We start from the raw sequence: 21494 nt of genomic DNA on the forward strand, positions 1-21494 counted from the left end.
CATTTTCAAGGTAGGGTTTTGAGTATGTTGTCTAAAATAATACATCCTAAATCTATATTAGAAATTGGAACCTATACGGGTTATGCTGCTTTATGTTTGGCAGAAGGTTTACAAGAAAACGGGACATTAGATACCATTGATATAAATGAAGAGTTAGAGGAAATTCAAAAAAAATATTTTGAATTATCTGAGTATTCCAATCAAATTATTCAGCATATTGGCGATGCCATTGAAATTATTCCAACATTAAACAAAAAATTTGATTTAGTATTTATTGATGCCGATAAAGAAAATTACATCAATTATTTTCATTTAATTGTGCCGTTAATGAATAAAGGCGGCATCATTTTATCCGATAATGTATTGTGGAGCGGAAAGGTTTTAGAAGAAGTAAAAGCAAACGACAAAAGCACACAAATTTTACTTGATTATAATAAAATTATTAATGAGGATTCTCGTGTAGAAACTGTTTTATTGCCTATCCGAGATGGCTTGACGGTTACTCGTGTGTTGTAGTTTTTTTTTGAAATTCTTTTATGGCAAAACAAATTACTATAATTTGGAAAGGCATCATATAACGTGAAGAATTTACAGGTCCAGAAACCAAAATATTATAAGCAAGTAATAAAAATAAATACCAAATTAAATTGCTGTGTTTGTTTTTTAAAATGTATTTTCCGAAATAAAAATATTTAATAATATTTATAAAAAAGATTGGGATTATAAACAAAATTATAATAATCATTTTATCTTTAAAAATTGATTTTAGAGATTTATTCCCGTTTAAGATTTCTAAAAAACCTTGTTTGCCATCTTCTTTATCGAAAAAAGTCATTATATCAAATCTACCTGGATCAAAAACACCACGAATTGCAGTTTTAAAATGATAAAAAGAATAACTTAAAAAATTATTTTTTATTTCATTAATACCTACGGTTTTTAAATATTCGTTTTGTTCTTTAAAATTTTTGCTTATATAGTTTTTGTTATCGTAAACATTTTTGTGCCATTTATCAGCTTCAACTTTTCCAACTTTAGACGATTTAAAATAGTATAAATTATAGTTTATTAAATTGTAATTTTCTATCGATGAAAAATGTTTGAAACCAGACTTTTGTTCATTATGAAATAAGTATAATTGTAAAATTATAACGGGAAAAAATAGCCACAAGCTAAAAGTTTTGTTTTTGAATAAATAGTAAGAAAAGAATAAAAAATTTATATATATAAAAGGATAAAAAACGGGTTTTGTAAAAGCTAAAAGAACGGTTATTAATTGAATAATAATAAAATTTCTTTTCGAAAATGGCTCTAATAAAACTAATGTTAAAATGTTTAGCAATAATAAAACCATCCATTCGGACATTATAAGCTGAGAGTAAATAAAAATACTTGGTGTAAAAAATAAAATTACGATTAATAAATTTGAAATTTTTATTTCTAATTTTTTTAATATTTTGAAGAAAACAAAAACGCTAAAACAACTAACAAAAGTTTGAATAAGTAATATAAACAGTATTGATGTATTTAAAAAAAATGACAAGAAAAACGGATAAATAAAAGGTCTTTTTGTTGTTAGCTCAACATCTAGAGTATTTTCAAAATAAGTAAAATTATTGATTGATTTTGCAATTTCTAAGTACTCATAAGAATCTGCAAGAAAATAATTTCCAGAAATAAATCTAAAAAATAAAAACAAAAAATAGAGTAAACTTATGTAACCTAAAACTCTTTTTTCTTTCTTTGAAAATGCATTTAAATTAAATAACATAATTTATTTTTCTTCGTGATATTCTTCTTCAGTATTGATACTCCAAATATTTGATTTATCGGTAATATTGTTTTTTATATTTTTAACGGCTTGCATTGCTGTAAGCATAGAGTGATCTTGATTATTATATTTGTGCATTCCATTTCGTCCAACTAAAAATAGATTTTCAAAAGTATCTGTGAAGTTTTGTATCTCATTAAACTCTGAATAAGTACCAAAATAGGCAGGATATGTTTTTGGAACCTTAATAACTTTTGAATCTAATACATTTTCAACAGAATTAATAAAACCTAATTTAATCATTTCATTAGTAGCTAATTTAATCATTTCTTCTTCGGAAAAATTCCAAATTTCATCAACATCATTACAAAAATATTCTAAGCCAACCCAAGTTTTAGAAGCGTCAGCAACCATATGAGGACTCCAATTATTAAACACCTGTAATCTTCCAACTTTCACATATGATTCTTGAATATAAATCCAATTATCTTCTAAACTAAAGTTAATATTCTCAAGAAGCAAGCCAACAGTAATGAAATCTCTATACATTAAGCCATTTGCAACTTCTTTTACTTTTTTTGGCACTACACAATTTAAACCATTTATTAATTCTATTATTGGCATAGTTGAAATACAGTAGTCACATTCTATTGCTTCTTCCCTTTTATTTATAGTATTTTCGACAACCACACTTAAAACTTTGTTGTTTTCGATATTTATTGCAATAACACGGTTGTTTGGTTTTAATATTGCACCATCTTTTTTTACTTTTTTTGCAACTGTTTCCCACATTTGACCAGGACCAAATTTTGGATATAAAAAATATTCTATTAATGAAGTCTCCTTGTTTTTTTGACTTAAATCCTTTTTTTTAGTTTTAAAAATGGTTAAAAAAGCATTTGTAAGTGTTTTTGTTACTGACAAGCCTTTTATTCTTTGTGCGCCCCATTCTGCACTAATTTCGGAACAAGGAACACCCCAAACTTTTTCTGTATAATCTTTAAAAAATGTTTTGTATAATCTGATTCCAAATCTGTTAATAAAAAACTGCTCTAAAGTTTTAGGATTTTTTATTGGGAAAAGTACTGATATTGTATAACTAATACCTATTAAAAAAGTATTAAAAAAACCAAGATTTAATATAGTTTGAAGGGATAGACTAATTGGATAATCGAAAAATTTATTATTAAAAAAAATTCTTGATTTTCTTTTTCTAACTAATAAAACATTATCAGCTTGATTAGAAATAGTAGTATCGTTTAACTCTATTTTTCTGCTTTTATTATGATAAGATATGTTTATTTTTTTATCTTCTGAATAGATTGGTAAAATTTCTTGCCACCAGTTCATTACTTCTTCTGATTTTGAAAAAAAACGATGCCCGCCAATATCAATTCTATTTCCATTATGGTTTTCTGTGCGAGAAATACCGCCCCAAAATTCACTCATTTCTATAACAATTGGAGTAACATCAGTATGTTTTATAAATTCATATGCTGCTGTTAATCCTGCAGGACCACCACCAATGATTAGTGCTTTTTTCTGAATTTTCAAGATGTAATGTATTTAGAAATAATTTTAGAAAAAATTCTATAAAATAAAATCCCTGTAAAGCCTCCAAAAACAAATCCTGAAATAATATCTAAAGGAAAGTGTAGTCCTAAATAAATTCTACTGTAGGCGAAAATTAAAGGATACAGAAAAATCAAGTAGCTGTATTTGTAATATCTTCTTAGAATTAAGTATACAAACATCATAGAAGCTGTTGAATTTGATGCGTGTCCAGAAAAATAACTAAAGGTGTCGCTGTCTTTCACAACTCTTATTAAGCCAGCTAATGTATCATCATTACAAGGTCTAATGCGTTGTACTGAAAATTTAATAACATCGGTAATTTCATTAGTAAACGTAATTAATGCAGCAACTGTTAGTATGGCTATTCCCAGTTTTTTAGTTCCTAATTTTTTATATAAAATAAAGAGTAAAATTAGGAAAAACGGAATCCAATTTAATTGTTTGGTAACTAATAACCATATTTCATCAAATGGTTTAGAACCTAAATTATTAAGAAATATAAATAATTTTTTATCTAAATGTATTACGTAATCCAGCATTACATTTGACGTTTTATAGGTCCTGTAGCGTTTTCAATATCTTCTTTTATTTCGGTAATGGGATTTGTAAATTCAGTTGGACTAATTGCTTTTGTCATACTTTCTTTTGCACTTGCAATTTCATCGGATATACCACCTGTTAAACTTCGCATATCTAAACCATTATCTTCAGCGCCTTTTTGAATTTCGTGCTTAATTTCGTTGGTAGCGTTTTTTAATTGTGCCATACCTTTACCTAATGCTCTTGCAATTTCTGGAATTTTATCTGATCCAAAAAGCATTAGAATTACAATTAAAATAAAAAATATTTCGCCTCCGCCAATACCAAACATAGTTTTGTGTTTTATGAATTACAAATGTAGTAAAACTTAGTGTTTTTTTAGTTAAAAAGTAAAAACCATTAAGAAATTAAGTTTCATTAAGTCTATAACAATCTTAATTATCTTAATGCCTTAATGGTTTAAAAGTATTTCCAATCTGTTTATTTCTAAATAGTTTATTTCTTTTCTATTTGTTCGAATTTATCAACAATGGCTTCTTTTGGCCAAGTATTATTGGTTACATCAATATCAGCTGTTTCTAATTTTGGATCCAATTGAATTTTAACTACTTTTTTTTCTGTTGCAAAAACACGTTTTGCAGTAGTATTGTTTCTTCTCCAAATTTGAACCGGAAATTTATGTGTTTCTGAGGTACCGTCTTCAAATTGCAATTCGGCAATAATTGGCATCATTAAACTTCCTGGTTTATCAAACTCTACTTCGTAAAAATATTTTGGATTTTTTAAAGCCGCTTTTTCTTCAGCATTATAATTTTTGTTTAAATAGTCATTTAAAGCCATTACTTTTTCTGTTTCAAGTGCTGTTTTTGACTCTGGTTTCAATTCTGCACTTTCACTATTTACTAAATAAATCATTGGTCCGCTGTTTGGCATTCTTCTTCCTCTTCTGTTTACGGCTGCGGCAGCTTCTTTTGAAGCATCTTCAGTTACATAAAATTGTTTTACATTTTTGATACCTAAATCTACCACATCAGTAGAGTAGAACCAACCTTTCCAAAACCAATCTAAATCAACTGCAGATGCATCTTCCATTGTTCTAAAAAAGTCTTCTGGTGTAGGATGTTTAAATTTCCAACGGTTGGCATACGTTTTAAATGCGTGGTCAAATAATTCGTGTCCCATAATCGTTTCACGCAAAATATTTAATCCTGTTGCAGGTTTTCCGTAAGCATTTGCACCAAAATTGTACACCACATCTCCGTGGCTCATAATTGGTTCTAAAAACTGTTGGTTTCCTTTCATATAAGGTACTATTGATTTTGCTGGACCTCTATCTGCTGGGAAATTTTTATCAAATTCTTGTTCGGTTAAATATTCTAAAAATGTATTTAAACCTTCGTCCATCCAAGTCCACTGTCTTTCGTCAGAATTTACAATCATTGGAAAGAAATTATGTCCTACTTCGTGAATAATAACCCCTAACATTCCGTATTTTACTCGGTCGCTAATTTTACCATTTTCATCTGGACGACCGAAATTCCAACATATCATTGGGTATTCCATTCCTTGATCTTCAGCAGAAACAGATATGGCTTTTGGATAAGGATATTCGAATGTATATTTTGAATAGGTTTTCAATGTGTGCGCTACTGCTATTGTAGATAAGTTTTCCCAAAGCGGATTAGCTTCTTTTGGATACATAGAAATGGCCATAGGTTTGCTGTTTCCAACTTGAACCGCCATTGCATCTAAAATAAATTTACGAGAAGTTGAAAAAGCAAAATCTCTAACATTTTCAGCTTTTAAATGCCACGTTTTTTTAGTAGTTGCGAAGCTTTTTTCTGCAGCAGTTGCTTCCGCTTGATTTACAATTATTACAGGCTTATCAAAAGAATTTTCGGCTAATTGCCATCTTTTTTCTTGTTCTGCAGTATAGACTTCACTTCTGTTTTGTAAAACACCAGTTCCATCTAAGATATGATCCGCTGGAACGGTAATTTTAACGTCGTAATTTCCAAAAGTTAAAGCAAATTCACTTCTTCCCCAAAATTGCATATTTTGCCAACCTTCAACATCGTTATACACACACATTCTTGGGTAAAATTGAGCAATTACATAAATTTTATTTCCATCAGGAAACACTTCATATCCAGAACGACCATTTCCGCCATCTTTCATATAATCGTTAATATTATACCACCATTTGATTGAAAAAACTACTTTTTCCCCTTTTTTAAGTGGCTTTGGCAAATCAATACGCATCATAGTATTGTTAACGGTATATTTCATTCCGTTGCCTTTTTCATCTTTCACGTATTCTAAGTTAAAACCACCATCAAAACCTTTACCCATATATGTTTTGGTGAAGTTTTCTACAGATGTTGCTTGTGGCATTGTTTGAGAATCAATTAATGGTGTTTGTGAATCTCTTCTGGCGATGTTTTGATCCAATTGCACCCATAAATAATCCAAAGATTCTGGTGCGTTATTGTAATACGTAACGGTTTCACTACCATACATTTTGGATGCTTTGTCGTCTAATTCTAAATTAATTTTATAATCTGCACGTTGTTGGTAATAGGCCGGACCTGGTGCACCAGAAGCTGTTCGAAACATATTAGGCGTCGCCATTTCGGCATACATTTGGCTAAATTTATTAATGTCGGTATGTCCTTGAGGTTCTTTTTTAGTTTCTTCTTTTTTGACTTCTTGTGCGAAAGCAGTAAATGACGCAAAAATTAAGAATACAATTAGATGTAGCTTTTTCATAATTATTTATATTTCAGTTTTTGGCTGGTTTCTGTATTAGTAAACAAAAGTGTTTTTTTGTTACTATTTAAGTTCAAATGTACTAAATTTTGTTGTTCTTTAAAAATATCGGATAAAACGGTATTGGTAATTTCTAAATCTTTAATGTTGTCTTTAAAAGGTATTTTTAAATAGCAAATTACAATATTATCTTCTTGTTCTTTGGTTAAAAATTGTAATGATTGACTTTTATTATTGATTTTAATTTTTAATTTTTCGGATAAATAATTAGCAATTAAAGTATTTGCTTCCGCAATTTCATCTTTTGTAGTGATGTAAATATGCTTGTTGTGTTTTTTATATAATGCCTTTTCTAAATCGTCAATAAATAAACGTGCTGTAATTTGAACTGCTTTTTTTTCTTTAAAATAATCTATTTGAAAAACCCCAACATAAAATTTATGCAAAGTAAAAGCACTTAAAAAAGAAAACAATATTACCAGTAAGCTTAACTTTATTTTATTCATTTTTTTTAGATTCTGATTCTGTTTTTGGTATAGAATTTTCTTCTGTACTTTTTTCTGGTTCAACTGGTTTTGGATAATAGGGTTGTAAATTTTTCAATTTCAAAAAATCAACTGCAAGCGCGCTCATTCTAAATGAAATTAGCGTTTTATTTTTTGCTTTAGCCGCGTTTTTTAATTCTTCATCTTCTACAATATAAAAAACAAATCCTTGTACATATTCTTCTGGAATGTGTAATTGATTCATAATGTATTCGGAATCAAAGTTACTATTTATTTTATATTGTAAAAATTCTTTTCTTTCTACTTCTAATTCTGCTTTTAATTGTTTGGTTCTACCAGAAATAGCGTTTAATAAGGGATCAATACTAAAAGCGGTGTTGAGACCAAACTGACCATTAAAATCACCTGCGGTTTTCAAACGTCTTTCTGCAGGTGTGTATTTTTTTTGTCCTTTCGGAACTAAACCTAAAGATTCCGCAGTAATATCATCGGCATTCGTAACCATAATTTCTTTAATATGACGGGTATAAATGTCTAATTTTATAAAAAGTAAATCTTTGCCAAAATCTTTTTTTGTAATGATGTGTTTTTTGCCAACTAAATGTATGGCGCTAAACATAATGGTGTCATTTACTTTTGCTTTTATTTTAAAATAGCCGCCGTTTCCAGAAATTGTATTAATTTTGTTTGAAATATTTACAATTGTAATACCTTCATTGTCGTTTGTTTCCACAATGATTTTTCCCTTAATTATAGAATCGTTTTGTGAAACTACCATTTGGGAGAGAAAAAGTAAAAATATTTGTATGTATTTTTTAATAGTAAACAGAATTAATTTTCTGTAAAAATAATAGAACAAAATTACATTCGATATAAAATTTTGTTAAGAATAAAGTAAATTTATTATAATATATGAAAAAGGCGCTTATTGCAAGTACATCGACTGTTTTTGGAGGTACTTTTTTAGATTATTTATTACCAACTTTAACAGAACATTTTGCATCTGTTTCTAATTTAATATTTATTCCCTTTGCAAGACCAGGAGGAATTACTCACGATGAATATACGGAAAAAGTAAAACCGTTTTTTAAACAATTAAATATTGAAGTTAAAGGAATTCATCAGTTTGAAAATCCAATTGAAGCGATACAAAACGCAGAAGCCATTTTTACTGGTGGAGGAAATACGTTTGTTTTAGTAGATATGTTGTACAAGTACAATCTATTAGATGCCATTCAAAAAGCGGTTGAAAGCGGAACGCCCTATTTAGGAACAAGTGCAGGAAGTAATATTTGTGGTTTAACTATGAATACCACTAATGATATGCCAATAGTGTATCCGCCGAGTTTTAGAACTCTAGGCTTGGTTTCTTTTAATTTAAATCCGCATTATTTAGATCCAATAGATGGTTCTCAACATATGGGAGAAACGAGAGAAACGAGAATAAAAGAATTTCATCAGTATAATCCGCAATCGGTTTTAGGATTAAGAGAAGGGAGTTGGTTAGAAGTATTAGGAAATAAAATTACATTAAAAGGTGATTTGCCTGCGCGACTTTTTCAGCAAGGAAAAGAACCAATCGAAATTGAAACAGGAACGGATTTAAGTAACTTAAAATAAAAAAGCCTCAAATAAATTTGAGGCTTTAGAGCGAAAGACGAGGGTCGAACTCGCGACATTCAGCTTGGAAGGCTGACGCTCTACCAACTGAGCTACTTTCGCATTTTTATTTTGGTGAGTGCAAATATAATATGAAAAACTGATTAATTGCAAGTTTTTTAATAAAAATAATAAAAATTTTAAATAGTACACTTGTAAATTATTAATTTATAATGCTTTATGAATAAAATTACGATTAATAAAATCAAATATATAGATACTTTCCCAGTTAGAAGTGCCGTATTAAGACAAGGAAAACCTATTGAGACTTGCTTTTTTTTAGGTGATGATGCTGTTGGAACTACACATTTTGGATTATATATTGAAAATAATATAATAGGAGTAGCTTCTGTTTTTACATCAAATAATGAAAATTTCGACATAAAAAATCAATTTCAATTGCGTGGAATGGCAATTTTAGAGGAGTACCAAAGTACTGGTTTTGGAAAGTTGTTGATTGAAGAGATTTTTAATTTTATTGAATCAACTCAAGTCGAATTACTTTGGTTTAACGCTCGAGAATCGGCAGTGCCTTTTTATGAAAAATTAGGATGTACTAAAAAAGACCCTTCCTTTGAAATTCCTGAGATTGGGCCACATTTTTTAATGTATAAGTATTTTGATATTTAATTTGGAATCATTTTTGCATTTGAGGTATTATGCCAGTATTTTTTGGTAAATTTGATAAATTTGAATTGAAATGAAAAAGGTTTTCCTATTCAGTGTAGTATTAATTGTTGTCATTATTGTGTCTTTTAAACTCAGTAAGGATGATGAATTTGTTGTAAGCGAAGATTATTATGATACCATTAGAAAAATTACTATTCACGCCATTCCTGAAGATATATTAGCAGATAAGTCGGATAGTATTAAAAGTATTTATGCTGCATTTGGAAACCACGAAATATGGGTCGATGCGGAAAATAGAGAAGATTTAATCGTACAAATAGAAAAATCAAAACACGAAGGATTAAATCCTCAAGATTACAATATTAATAAAATATTTCAATTAGAAGTTAGGTTGGATTCGTTAACTTTAGATGAAAAATTAGCGTATGATATTTTATTAACTCAATCCTATGATAAACTTTGTAATCAGTATTATAGAGGGAAATTAAATCCTGATGAGGTATATGAAAATTGGGATTTGTTTGATAAACCGCTTTCTATGGCAAACCATTTGAAAGCAGCAATTTCTTTAAAAAAAGTAGCGTCTTCTATTAAAAATTTATTACCAAATCATCCTATTTATTCTTCGTTAAAAGAAGCATTAGTCTTAATTGATAAAATGCCAGAAAGTAATTTTGATTCATTAAAAAAAACGATAAAAATAAAATATAATGATACTTTAAAAGAAGTAAAAGAAATCAAGAAACGATTGGTATATTGGAAAGATTTAGACGAAAAAAACACTAATTATTCAATTATTTATGATCGTTCAATGTTTATTGCTGTTAAAAAATTTCAAGCAAGGCACGGTTTATTAGCAGATGGAGTTATTGGTTATGGTACCATTAAAGCATTAAATTATAATGTAGAAACCCGTCGTTCACAAATTTTAGCCAATTTAGAACGTTGGCGCTGGTTTCCAAGAGATTTTGGTGAGCAATACTTATTAATCAATTTGCCGGAATATTCATTGCATTTTATCAAGAATCAAGATACTTTAGCTACACATAAAATTGTTTGTGGGAAACCAAAAAGGATGACACCAGTTTTAGATTCGAAGTTATCTAATTTTGTTTTTAACCCTACTTGGACGGTTCCTCCAACAATAATTAAAGAAGATTTATCAGTAGAAGCAGCAGCAAATAGAAGTTATTTTACCAGAAATAGAATTCTCATTTATAACGCAAAAAACACTATTATATCTCCCTCAAATTGGAATCCAGATAAAGCAACAAGTTATAGATATGTTCAAAATCATGGATATAACAACTCACTAGGTGTAGTTAAATTTAATTTCCCTAATCATCACTCCGTGTATTTACATGATACCAATCACAGGGATTTTTTCGATTTATCATTTAGGGCTTTAAGTTCAGGGTGTGTTCGGGTACAAAATCCGGTAGATTTGGCTAAAAAAATTCTAATAAAACAAGATAATGAAAGATGGGCAAACGGAAATGAAATCGATACAATAATTAAAAAAAATAAAGCACCTTATTACATAAAAATAAAAGAACCAACCTACGTACATTTATTGTATTGGACAAGTTGGTTAAATACTTCGGGTTTTCAATTTAGAGATGATATGTACGACTTAGATAAAATGTTGTACGATAAATTAAGAAACTAATTTAGATTTATTAACGTACATTCTTGTAGGATGATAAATAAATAGTACCGATTTATTTTTTATAGTTTGAATTAATTTTGGAGCAATTGCTGTTGCAACAGCAGGACAACCTTGGCTTCTGCCTAAGTAACCCTGTTTATTTGCTAGTTTTCTAGAAACATATTCAGCGCCATGTATTACGACAGCTCTTTCTCTAGCTTTATCGTTAAGCCCAAATTCTAAGCCGTCTAATTTTAACGAAATACCATGTTTTCCAATATAGGTTTCACCAGTTAAATAAAAACCTAAACTACTTTTATAAGATTCATTTTGGTTGGAAAACGATTTTGCAAATTCTTTTCCAGATTTTATACCGTGAGAAACTAATGTTTGTAAAATCACTTTTTTGTTAACCATATCAATTACCCACATTCTGTCTTTTGTAGAAGATAAAGAGAAATCAATAATCGTTAAAATATTATTTTTAATTTTCCCTTGCGTTTCTAAAGCTGTGTAACCTTCAAATGCTTTTGTGAAAATTTCTAATTCGGGTAATGAAAATCCATCAGGTTGAATTTCACAATATAGTAATTCCGATTTTTCCTTAATATTGTCTGCCTCATTTTTCACCATAGCAATTGGTTTCACAACATTTGTTGTAAAGCTATTGATTTGAAAAGTTCTATTTACCAGGTTTTCATTAACTGAAAAAAGCAATATAAAACCTAAAAAAATAAAAGGTAAAAATGTATAACGCATTGTATTTCTTGTTGTTATCTAAAAACGAACACAGGCAAATATAATAGTAATTTTGAATAAAAAAAATAAATTAGTGTTTTTTAACGATAATTTTTAACGTTTTGCCGATAATATGGTTTATATGATTGTAGAATTTTTTTAAAACAGCCACTATTTATTTAAATTTCAAAAATTAACAGTTGATGATGAAACAAATTCGGCAATAGTTATACTAATCAATTTTATTTACTAAATATTTAATGAAGTACTTTCAAATTTTCAATATAATCTTTTTATTTCAACTATCTTTTGCTCAAGAAATGGCAACATCAAATCCATTTTTGCCAATAAACAATAAAAAGGAAATTAGCACTCTAAAAATTAAAAATCCTATTAAAATTGACGCATCGCTAAATGAAGAAGATTGGAAAAATGTACCAATAGCAAAAAACTTTGTTATGTTTAACCAAGAAAATGGAAAGCCAGAATTACCAGAACTTCGAACAGAAGTAAAAGTACTGTATGATGATGATGCTGTTTATATAGGAGCAATTTTATACGACAATGAACCTTCTAAAATTTTAAAAGAAATTTCAGAAAGAGATAATTTTGGTGCTACCGACTTTTTTGGAGTGTTTATTAATGGTTTTAATGATGGTCAGCAAGAATTTAGTTTTTTTGTAAGTGCTTCTGATGGGCAAATGGATTTAGTAAGAACTACAGAAAATGAAGATACTTCTTGGGATGCTATTTGGGAAAGCAAAGCAAAAATTACAGATATTGGCTGGGTAGTTGAAATGAAAATTCCGTATGCCGCACTTCGTTTTTCTGAGGAAGAGAAACAAACTTGGGGTATTAACTTTTTTAGAGAATTGAGAAGAAACCGACAAATGTTTACTTGGAATCCTGTAGATAACAGAAAAGGATTTTTTACGCAACAGGCTGGAATTTTAAAGGGAATTGAAAAAATTAATACACCAACGCGATTATTTTTGATACCCTATTCTTCTTTTTATTTAAATAGTTTAGGTAAAGATAAATCGTTCGGAACTATTAAAGGGGGGTTAGATTTAAAATACGGATTAACCGATGCATTTACTTTAGATATGGTTTTAATTCCCGATTTTGGTCAAACCAGATTTGATAATAAGATTTTAAATTTAGGCCCTTTCGAACAAATATTTGATGAAAATAGACCTTTTTTTACAGAAGGAACCGATTTGTTTAATAAAGGAGGGCTCTTTTATTCTAGAAGAATTGGACAACGCGCCAGCAAATATCCAGAAATTTCAGAAACAGAAGAAGTCTTAGATTTTCCAAGCACCATTGATTTAGTTAATGCAGTTAAAGTTTCGGGTAGAACGAAAGACGGTTTAGGAATTGGTTTTTTAAATACGGTTACAAAAAAAACAGATGTAGTAATTCGTGATATAAATACTGGAAACACAAGAACAGAAACGGTTGAGCCTTTGGCTAATTATAATGTTTTGGTTTTAGATCAGCGTTTTAATGGAAATTCTTCTGTATCATTAATTAATACAAACGTCACTCGAAATGGAAATTTTAGAGATGCAAATGTTACTGCAACAACTTTCGATTTAAATACAAAAAAAAATACGTACAATTTAAATGGCGCTCTAAAATATAGTTATGTAAACAATTATGCCAATTTGCAGAACAAAAACGGAATTATGGCTAATTTAGGATTTGGTGAAACTTCTGGAAAAATTAGATTTTCGGTTTTTGGAGAATATGTTTCCAAAGACTATGATAATAATGATTTAGGGGTTAATTTTCAAACCAATTATTATTCCATTAACGCTAATGTAAGTTACAGGCTACTACAATCTACAGAAAAATTAAATTCATTTAGAATAAGTTTAAATACGTTTGCGCAATTCGATAAAGCGACCAACTATCTCCAAGAGCAAAATTTTAATATTAATTTAAATTTAACCAATAAAAAAAATCATTCCGCAGGTATCGGAATTAATTTAAATCCGTTTGAAAGATATAATTTTTATAATCCTCAAGCCCAAGGAAGATTTGTAATTTTCCCGAAAAATTATGGTATGTGGGGTTTTATTTCTACCAATTACAACAATAAATTCGCATTTGATATCAACCCAAATATTGGAATTACAGAAACAAAAGGTTGGTGGTATTGGGGAATAGATATAAGTCCAAGATATCGATTTAACGATAAATTATCCTTAATTTACAGGAATAACTTTAACAACGAATATCAAGACTTAGGTCGCGTAGATCAAGTAGGAAATGATATTGTTTTCGCAAAAAGAGACAATCAAACTTTAGAAACGAGTTTAGAAGGTAAATATTCCATCACTGCAAATATGAATTTTGGCTTAAAACTTAGGCATTATTGGTCGTTTTCCGAAAACAATTCGTACTATAAATTGTTAGAAAATGGTTATACCGAAGCGTATTCTTATACGGATAATGCCAACCAGAATTTAAATTTATGGAACTTTGATTTGTCTTATAGTTGGTGGTTTGCACCTGGAAGTCAAATGTCTTTTTTATACCGAAATGCATCAGGTATTTTTCAAAATACAATAGACAAGAATTTTGTTTATAATACTAAGAAAGTATTTAATCACGAAGATCTAAATCATACATTTTCTATCAGTATTCGATATTTTATTGATTATAACCAAGCCAAGAATGCTCTAAAATAACATCACTATTTTTCTACAATTATATTAAGAAAACCTTTTCGTTACTAACTTTTTTGAGTCGGCGTTTAAAAAATCAGTAACTTCGTAACTTAAATACGATACGGATGAACAAAAAAGTAATTTTAATGATTTTAGATGGTTGGGGACATTCTCCAGACCCTAAAGTTTCAGCCATAGATAATGCCAATACACCATATATAGATTCGTTATATAAAAACTATCCAAATGCTGAATTGCGTACAGATGGACTTCACGTAGGTTTACCCGAAGGTCAAATGGGAAATTCAGAAGTAGGCCATATGAATTTAGGTGCAGGTCGCATTGTGTATCAAGATTTAGCTAAAATTAATTTAGCAGTTAAAAATCATACATTAAAAAACGAAAAACCTTTACTTGATGCGTTTAATTACGCAAAGTCAAATCATAAAAACGTTCATTTTTTAGGTTTGGTTTCAGATGGTGGTGTGCATTCACATACTTCACATTTGCGAGGCTTAATTGAAGCAGCTCAGGAAAATGGTGTAACAAATATGTATGTTCATGCTTTTACTGATGGGCGAGATGTAGATCCAAAATCAGGAAAAAAATACATACAAGATTTACAAAATTTTCTATCAAAAACTCCGGCTAAATTAGCATCAGTAATTGGTAGATATTACGCAATGGATAGAGACAAACGTTGGGAACGTGTAAAATTAGCATACGACTTATTAGTGAAAGGAATTGGTGAAAAATCAACAAATTTTGCAGAAAGTATCCAAAAAAGTTACGATGAAAACGTAACAGATGAATTTATTCAGCCTTTATTTGCTGAAGAAGGACAAGTTATTCAGCCTGATGATGTAGTAATTTTCTTTAATTTCCGAACCGATAGAGGTAGAGAGCTAACCGAAGCACTTTCGCAAACCGATTTTCATGAACAAAATATGCACAAATTACCGTTGTATTATGTTACGTTAACCAATTATGACGACACCTATACTAATGTACACGTTATTTATGATAAAGATAATATTACCGAAACCTTAGGGGAAGTTCTTTCCAAAGCAGGAAAAAAACAAATCAGAATTGCAGAAACAGAGAAATATCCACACGTAACATTTTTCTTTTCTGGCGGAAGAGAAGCACCTTTTGATGGGGAATCACGTATTTTAAAAAATTCACCAAAAGTAGCCACTTACGATTTACAACCTGAAATGAGTGCTTTCGAATTAAAAGATGCTTTAGTACCAGAATTACAAAAAGGAGAGGTTGATTTCGTGTGTTTAAATTTCGCAAATGGCGATATGGTTGGTCACACTGGAAGTATGCCAGCAGCTATAAAAGCATGTGAAGCCGTTGATGTTTGCGTAAAAGAAATTATAGAAACGGCTTTAGCAAATCATTACACTACAATTGTAATTGCAGATCACGGAAATTGCGAAACCATGATAAATCCAGATGGTTCGCCAAATACGGCACATACAACCAATCCAGTACCTGTAATTTTAGTAGATAACGATAAAATACACATTCAATCAGGTGTTTTAGGAGATGTTGCCCCAACAATTTTAGATTTAATGGGAATTGCGCAACCAGAAGCTATGACGCAGCACTCGTTGTTATTGAAGTAAATTAAAAAACCCTCCAAGATTTATAAATTTTGAAGGGTTAAATAAATTATTATAATCTTTAGAATCCGCGTACTTCTTATTAAAAATCAGATCCTGTAAACAAGTTCTGATTTACTTCATCAATGTAAGTCAAAATTTCTTCTTTACCTAAAGTGCTTTCGGCTGAGGTAATAAAATATTGTGGCATTTCTGCCCAATCATTGGCTAATAAATTTTTCTTGTATGCTTCCACGTGTTTGTGAATATGCGTTTTTCCTAATTTGTCTGCTTTTGTAAAAACAATACAAAACGGAATTTCACTTTCACCTAAATATTCAATAAATTCAGTGTCAATTTTTTGTGGTTCGTGTCTAATATCTACTAAAACAAACGCACAAATAAGTTGTTCTCTGCTTTCGAAATAATCAGTAATAAATTGTTGAAATTTTGCTTTTGTGGTTTTTGAAACTTTGGCGTATCCATAACCAGGTAAATCTACTAAATGCCAGTTTTTGTTAATTAAAAAATGGTTGATTAATTGGGTTTTACCAGGTCTTCCAGAAGTTTTAGCAAGGTTTTTATGGTTGGTAATCATATTAATTAACGATGATTTTCCAACATTAGATCGTCCAATAAAAGCATATTCTGGAATTCTGTCTTTTGGACATTTTTCCACTTCGGAATTACTAACTACAAATTCGGCGGTATTAATTTTCATTTAATAAGTTATTTGATTCGGATAATAATAATGGTAAATCTTTCATAATTATCTTCCAAATTAAAATATCGTCAACACTATCATAGGCATGTATTACTTTATTTCGCAAGTCAACTATAGTTCTAGAATAAGATATTTTTATGTTTGGGTTTATTTTTAAAAGTTTAGACATAGCTTCTCCAATTATTTCTAATTCTCTTTCTACGGCTCTTCTTTTAGTTTTGCTTGCTAGATATTCCTCTAAAATTCTTCGATTTTCCAAATGCTCATCAATAGAAATAATACAATCAACAATGTCCAAAAGTAATTTTTTTTCTTCTCTAGTCGTCATATAATTTGAAATTTACTTTCGTTTATACTTTCAATCAGGTATTTATTTTTTAATGTTTTTTCAGCTACTAATTCTATTGGTTTTTGTAATAAAACTTCCAATTCGTTTAAGAGACTAAAATAGTTTAAAGCATACGTTTCGTAATCTAAATCATCATAGAAACTAAATAAAAAATCAACATCACTTTTTGCGTGATGGTTGTTTTTTGTCATACTCCCAAAAATATAAGCACTTTTTGCGTTGTATTTTGCAAATATTGATTTTATATTTTCTAAATTATTTTCAATAGATTTTTCCATAATTTATAATTTTTTCTCGCTAAGCCAATTAAATAACAAATCATTAAATTGATCTGGTTCTTCCATCATAGCGGCATGACCACATTTGTCTATCCAATATAATTCAGAATTTGGAAGTAGTTTTTTAAATTCTTCAGCTACTTCTGGTGGCGTTACTTTGTCTTGTTTACCCCAAATAATACAAGTTGGTACGTGCATTTTTGGTAAATCTTTAGCCATATTATGACGAATGGCACTTTTGGCAATAGTTAACGTTTTCAAAAGTTTAATTCTGTCGTTTACGGTTGCAAAAACCTCATCAATAATTTCTTTTGTTGCCACTTCTGGATTATAAAATACGTCTTCCGCTTTTTTTCTAATGTATTCATAATCACCACGTTTAGGATAACTTTCACCCATAGCACTTTCGTATAATCCCGAACTTCCAGTAATTACTAATCCTCTCACTAATTCAGGGTATTGTTTTGTGAAATACAAACCAATATGTCCACCTAACGAATTTCCTACCAAAATTACACGTTCTAATCCTTTGAAAACAATAAAGTCTTTAACATATCTGGCAAATGCTTTCACATTAGTTTTTAATAAACTTTGCGTATAAATCGGCAATTCAGGAATAATTACTTTATATCCTTTATTTGGAAAAAAATTAGCCACTCCGTCAAAATTACTTAAGCCGCCCATTAAACCGTGTAACACAATTATTGGTGTGCCTTCACCTGATTCAAAATACGTATATTTTTTTTCTTTCTTTATCATAAAAACGTCTTCGTGTTCAACTATCTAATACGTACAAAAATACATTTTTTTTTCACATTTTTTTCATAATTCAGATTATTAAATTGTTTCCAAGCTAAAACTCTAATTTTCAATTTGTTTTGAAAATTAATACTGGAATTTTTAATGTTTTTTCAACAATTTATTTAATCGTTAAAAACTTAAATTCTTTGTAATTATCAGTATTTTCAGTACATAAGTGGTATTTCAAACTATTTTAATCAAAAACTTATTAACAAAGTGGTATTTTGTGGTAAAAAGTGGTAAAATATTTTTTAAATTTGTCTCAATAATAATTCATTTATAAAAGTTGAATACATTTTTAGGAACATACGAGTGCAAAGTTGATGCAAAAGGAAGGTTAATGGTACCTGCGCCTCTGAAAAAACAACTGGGTAATTTTGAGGAAGGCTTTGTGCTAAAGCGTTCGGTATTTCAGCCTTGCTTGGAATTGTATCCGATGAAGGAATGGAATAAAGTAATGCAGAAAATCAATAAATTAAATCGCTTTGTAAAAAAGAACAACGATTTTATTAGAGCATTTACTGCTGGTGTTAGAATGGTTGAAATTGATGCAACAGGTAGGTTATTAATTCCAAAAGATTTAGTGTTGTTTTCTAAAATAGATAAAGATATTGTATTGTCATCAGCGGTTTCAATTATTGAAATTTGGGATAAAAATTTATATGAATCTGCATTAGATCACGCGATGGTTGATTTTGCAGATTTAGCCGAAGAAGTAATGGGGAACCAAAATGAAGAGGAAGATGGAATATCATAACCCAGTACTTTTAAAAGAAACAGTTGCCGGTTTAAATATTAAGCCAGACGGAATTTACGTTGATGTCACTTTTGGCGGCGGCGGACATTCTAAAGAAATTATGAAGCATTTAGGGCCAAACGGAAAATTGTTTGGTTTTGACCAAGATGCAGATGCGTTAGCAAATGCCATAGATGATGAACGATTTGTTTTAATTAATGAGAATTTCAGATTTATTAAAAGGTTCTTACGTTTTCACGGGGTAAAACAAGTAGATGGAATTTTGGGTGATTTCGGCGTTTCTTCTCATCAATTCGATGTGGCTGACAGAGGTTTTTCTACTCGTTTTGATGCCGCTTTAGATATGAGAATGAACCAAAATGATACACTTTCTGCGTATGAAGTGGTAAATGATTATGAAGAAAGTGAACTAAAACGCGTTTTTGTTGATTTTGGTGAATTGAAAAATGGCGGCGCTATGGCAAACGTAATTGTAGCCGCAAGAGCAGATAAGAAAATTAAAAATTCAGAGCAACTAAAAGAAGTTTTGTCTCGTTTTTTGCCAGGGCATAAAGCTAATAAAATTTTAGCTCAAATTTATCAAGCCATTCGTATTGAAGTAAATCAAGAGATTGAAGTATTGAAAGAATTTTTAATGCAAACGGAAGAATTATTGGTGTCTGGAGGAAGATTAAGTGTTATTTCGTATCACTCATTAGAAGACAGATTGGTAAAACGATTTATAAGAAACGGAATGTTTGAAGGCGAACCAGAACGCGATTTTTTTGGAAATTTCGAGGTGCCTTTTAAAAGTATTGAAAAATTAATTGTGCCTTCAGCAGCAGAAATTGAAATAAACAATAGAGCAAGAAGTGCAAAATTACGAGTAGCAGAAAAGAAATAATGGCAAAAGAAAGTAGTATATATAGTCTATTAAAAGCAAAATTCTTAATTGATGATGATGCGCTAAAAACTTGGAAATTTATAATTTTCGTTTTTTCATTGGCTATGTTAATGGTGTATTTCAATCATAACTACGACGAAAAAAATTATAGGATTACGAGTTTAACCAATGAAGTGAAAGAGTTGCGTTCGAAATTTGTAGATACACGTTCTGAACTAATGAAATTAAAAATGGAATCCACTGTTTCTAAAAAAATGGAAGCAAGACAAATTTTACCGTCTACTGTTCCACCAAAAAAAATTGTAATACGTAAACCTGAAGAAAAAAGTTTTATAGATAAATTAAAAATATGGCAATAAAAAACGACAATATAATTTCTTACCGACTGGCATTTGTGGTGGTTTGCGTTGTTGCGTTTGCGTTTGCGATTGCTATAAAACTATTTAATATACAGTGGGTAGGTGGCGATTATTATAGAAAATTAGCCAAACAACGCACCGTTAAAAATTTCGAAATTCCTGCAAATAAAGGAAATATTTACTCATCAGATGGAAGTTTATTAGCTACTTCAGTTCCTGAATATACCATCCGTTTTGATGCGGTGACACCATCTGAAGAAAATTTTGAGAAATATTATGTTGCCTTGTCAGATTCACTTGCAAAACTTGTAGGAAAATCATCTGGCGAATTTCAAAGAGATTTAAGAAAAGCAAAAAACACTAAAAACAGGTATTTTTTAGTTGCTAAAAAATTAACGTTTACTGAATATATGCGCGTAAAAGAGTTCCCGTTATTTAAGTTGGGAGCAAATAAAGGCGGAATTATTGCCGAGCAGCAAACCGTTCGTAAACATCCAGTTGGATTAATCGCGAATAGAACGATAGGTTATGAACGCGATGGCAATCAAGGTAAAGGTTTAGAATATGCGTTTCGTAAATATTTAAACGGAACAAACGGCCACCATTGGATGCAAAAAATTGCTAAAAATCAATGGAAACCTATTTCTGATGTTAATGAATTAGATCCAGTTGACGGGTACGATGTAATTTCAACTATTGATGTTTTTATTCAAGATATCGCACATCACGCACTTTTAAAACAATTAGAGTTTTATAAAGCAGACCACGGATGTGTAGTGGTTATGGAAACCAACACGGGTTACATAAAAGCCATTTCAAATTTAGGAAAATCAGAAGATGGTTCGTATTTCGAAACTCAAAATTATGCACTAACGGAATCTCACGAGCCGGGATCTACCTTTAAATTAATGGATTTAATTGCCTTAATTGATGATAAAAAAGCAGATACCAGTTCTGTTTATAATTCAAATGGTGGTATAGTTATGATTCAAGGCAGACCTGTTAAAGATTCAAATCATCACGGATACGGAATTGCGTCATTAGCAAAAGGTTTTGAAGTGTCGTCAAATACCATTTTAGTACAAGCAACTTATCAGGCCTATAAAAATAATCCTTGGCAATTTATCAATAGAATTAATAGTTACGGATTAAATAAAAAACAGGGTTTACAAATTAAAGGAGAAGGACAACCAGTAATTCCACAACCAGGAGCTAAAAA

At 29.9% G+C, this 21494-nt stretch carries 22 protein-coding genes and 1 tRNA gene; 10 read left to right on the forward strand and 13 right to left on the reverse strand.

Going from position 1 to position 21494, the window contains the following annotated elements:
• Window positions 1-516 (forward strand): O-methyltransferase (locus ACIQ11_RS02405; RefSeq protein ID WP_396152478.1); only part of this gene is annotated, 516 nt, incomplete at its 5' end.
• On the opposite strand, the gene ACIQ11_RS02410 is transcribed toward ACIQ11_RS02405, so the two are convergent.
• The 7 genes from ACIQ11_RS02410 to ACIQ11_RS02440 form a co-directional block, all read right to left on the reverse strand.
• The gene (locus ACIQ11_RS02410) at window positions 500-1171 is read right to left on the reverse strand and encodes a hypothetical protein (protein ID WP_396152480.1); all 672 of its coding nucleotides are present in this window, start codon (window positions 1169-1171) and stop codon (window positions 500-502) included. The genes ACIQ11_RS02405 and ACIQ11_RS02410 overlap by 17 nt on opposite strands.
• A 603-nt stretch (window positions 1172-1774) precedes the next feature.
• Entirely contained in the window at window positions 1775-3325 is a 1551-nt protein-coding gene (locus tag ACIQ11_RS02415) for an NAD(P)/FAD-dependent oxidoreductase (RefSeq protein ID WP_396152482.1), read from the reverse strand.
• Window positions 3322-3885: a phosphatase PAP2 family protein gene (locus ACIQ11_RS02420; RefSeq protein ID WP_396152483.1), complete on the reverse strand. Its 564-nt coding sequence runs from the start codon at window positions 3883-3885 to the stop codon at window positions 3322-3324. Before ACIQ11_RS02420 ends, ACIQ11_RS02415 begins: the two co-directional genes overlap by 4 nt.
• Window positions 3885-4217, reverse strand: a complete 333-nt coding sequence (locus ACIQ11_RS02425; RefSeq protein ID WP_291241244.1) for a twin-arginine translocase TatA/TatE family subunit — start codon at window positions 4215-4217, stop codon at window positions 3885-3887. The genes ACIQ11_RS02420 and ACIQ11_RS02425 overlap by 1 nt, the downstream gene beginning before the upstream one ends.
• A gap of 164 nt (window positions 4218-4381) precedes the next feature.
• Window positions 4382-6655 (reverse strand): M1 family metallopeptidase, encoded by a 2274-nt coding sequence (locus tag ACIQ11_RS02430; protein ID WP_396152484.1) that lies wholly within the window; start codon window positions 6653-6655, stop codon window positions 4382-4384.
• A 2-nt stretch (window positions 6656-6657) separates the two neighbouring features.
• The gene (locus tag ACIQ11_RS02435) at window positions 6658-7161 is read right to left on the reverse strand and encodes a DUF6702 family protein (protein ID WP_396150755.1); all 504 of its coding nucleotides are present in this window, start codon (window positions 7159-7161) and stop codon (window positions 6658-6660) included.
• On the reverse strand, window positions 7154-7939 hold the full coding sequence (locus ACIQ11_RS02440) for a hypothetical protein (RefSeq protein WP_396152486.1): 786 nt from the start codon (window positions 7937-7939) through the stop codon (window positions 7154-7156). Before ACIQ11_RS02440 ends, ACIQ11_RS02435 begins: the two co-directional genes overlap by 8 nt.
• A gap of 134 nt (window positions 7940-8073) precedes the next feature.
• On the opposite strand from ACIQ11_RS02440, the gene pepE reads away from it, so the two are divergent.
• Window positions 8074-8781 carry a dipeptidase PepE gene (pepE, locus tag ACIQ11_RS02445; RefSeq protein ID WP_396152488.1) on the forward strand — a complete coding sequence of 236 codons (708 nt, stop codon included), beginning with the start codon at window positions 8074-8076 and terminating at the stop codon, window positions 8779-8781.
• Window positions 8782-8810: 29 nt separating this feature from the next.
• On the opposite strand, the gene ACIQ11_RS02450 is transcribed toward pepE, so the two are convergent.
• A tRNA-Gly gene (locus tag ACIQ11_RS02450) sits at window positions 8811-8883 on the reverse strand.
• 117 nt (window positions 8884-9000) lie between these two features.
• Between ACIQ11_RS02450 and ACIQ11_RS02455 the strand changes: the two genes are divergently transcribed.
• Together ACIQ11_RS02455 and ACIQ11_RS02460 are read left to right on the forward strand one after the other, a co-directional pair.
• Window positions 9001-9450, forward strand: a complete 450-nt coding sequence (locus ACIQ11_RS02455; RefSeq protein ID WP_396152491.1) for a GNAT family N-acetyltransferase — start codon at window positions 9001-9003, stop codon at window positions 9448-9450.
• 70 nt (window positions 9451-9520) lie between these two features.
• On the forward strand, window positions 9521-11119 hold the full coding sequence (locus ACIQ11_RS02460; protein ID WP_396152493.1) for a murein L,D-transpeptidase: 1599 nt from the start codon (window positions 9521-9523) through the stop codon (window positions 11117-11119).
• On the opposite strand, the gene ACIQ11_RS02465 is transcribed toward ACIQ11_RS02460, so the two are convergent.
• The gene (locus ACIQ11_RS02465) at window positions 11108-11857 is read right to left on the reverse strand and encodes a murein L,D-transpeptidase catalytic domain family protein (protein ID WP_396152495.1); all 750 of its coding nucleotides are present in this window, start codon (window positions 11855-11857) and stop codon (window positions 11108-11110) included. The genes ACIQ11_RS02460 and ACIQ11_RS02465 overlap by 12 nt on opposite strands.
• A gap of 299 nt (window positions 11858-12156) precedes the next feature.
• Here ACIQ11_RS02465 and ACIQ11_RS02470 point away from each other — a divergent pair, with 299 nt between their 5' ends.
• Together ACIQ11_RS02470 and gpmI are read left to right on the forward strand one after the other, a co-directional pair.
• Window positions 12157-14535 (forward strand): DUF5916 domain-containing protein, encoded by a 2379-nt coding sequence (locus ACIQ11_RS02470; protein ID WP_396152497.1) that lies wholly within the window; start codon window positions 12157-12159, stop codon window positions 14533-14535.
• A gap of 104 nt (window positions 14536-14639) precedes the next feature.
• Entirely contained in the window at window positions 14640-16148 is a 1509-nt protein-coding gene (gene gpmI / locus ACIQ11_RS02475; protein ID WP_396152499.1) for a 2,3-bisphosphoglycerate-independent phosphoglycerate mutase, read from the forward strand.
• A 79-nt stretch (window positions 16149-16227) separates the two neighbouring features.
• On the opposite strand, the gene yihA is transcribed toward gpmI, so the two are convergent.
• The 4 genes from yihA to ACIQ11_RS02495 are packed head-to-tail and all read right to left on the reverse strand — an operon-like array spanning window position 16228 to window position 18234.
• Window positions 16228-16845 (reverse strand): ribosome biogenesis GTP-binding protein YihA/YsxC, encoded by a 618-nt coding sequence (yihA, locus tag ACIQ11_RS02480; RefSeq protein ID WP_396152500.1) that lies wholly within the window; start codon window positions 16843-16845, stop codon window positions 16228-16230.
• Window positions 16835-17176, reverse strand: coding sequence for a DUF86 domain-containing protein (locus tag ACIQ11_RS02485; RefSeq protein ID WP_396152502.1), 342 nt, complete (start codon window positions 17174-17176; stop codon window positions 16835-16837). Before ACIQ11_RS02485 ends, yihA begins: the two co-directional genes overlap by 11 nt.
• Window positions 17173-17475 (reverse strand): nucleotidyltransferase family protein, encoded by a 303-nt coding sequence (locus ACIQ11_RS02490; protein WP_291241256.1) that lies wholly within the window; start codon window positions 17473-17475, stop codon window positions 17173-17175. The genes ACIQ11_RS02485 and ACIQ11_RS02490 overlap by 4 nt, the downstream gene beginning before the upstream one ends.
• 3 nt (window positions 17476-17478) lie before the next feature.
• Entirely contained in the window at window positions 17479-18234 is a 756-nt protein-coding gene (locus ACIQ11_RS02495) for an alpha/beta fold hydrolase (protein WP_396152504.1), read from the reverse strand.
• 328 nt (window positions 18235-18562) lie between these two features.
• Here ACIQ11_RS02495 and mraZ point away from each other — a divergent pair, with 328 nt between their 5' ends.
• From mraZ to ACIQ11_RS02515, 4 genes are all read left to right on the forward strand, one after another.
• Complete coding sequence (gene mraZ / locus ACIQ11_RS02500) at window positions 18563-19033, forward strand: division/cell wall cluster transcriptional repressor MraZ (RefSeq protein WP_291241258.1); 471 nt, start codon at window positions 18563-18565, stop codon at window positions 19031-19033.
• Complete coding sequence (rsmH, locus tag ACIQ11_RS02505) at window positions 19008-19916, forward strand: 16S rRNA (cytosine(1402)-N(4))-methyltransferase RsmH (protein ID WP_396152506.1); 909 nt, start codon at window positions 19008-19010, stop codon at window positions 19914-19916. Before mraZ ends, rsmH begins: the two co-directional genes overlap by 26 nt.
• Window positions 19916-20275: an FtsL-like putative cell division protein gene (locus tag ACIQ11_RS02510; protein ID WP_291241260.1), complete on the forward strand. Its 360-nt coding sequence runs from the start codon at window positions 19916-19918 to the stop codon at window positions 20273-20275. Before rsmH ends, ACIQ11_RS02510 begins: the two co-directional genes overlap by 1 nt.
• On the forward strand, window positions 20266-21494 hold a 1229-nt coding region (locus ACIQ11_RS02515), incomplete at its 3' end, for a penicillin-binding transpeptidase domain-containing protein (protein ID WP_396152508.1). The genes ACIQ11_RS02510 and ACIQ11_RS02515, both read left to right, overlap by 10 nt.

It is taken from the genome of Flavobacterium sp. (assembly GCF_044361065.1).
Taxonomy (GTDB): domain Bacteria; phylum Bacteroidota; class Bacteroidia; order Flavobacteriales; family Flavobacteriaceae; genus Flavobacterium.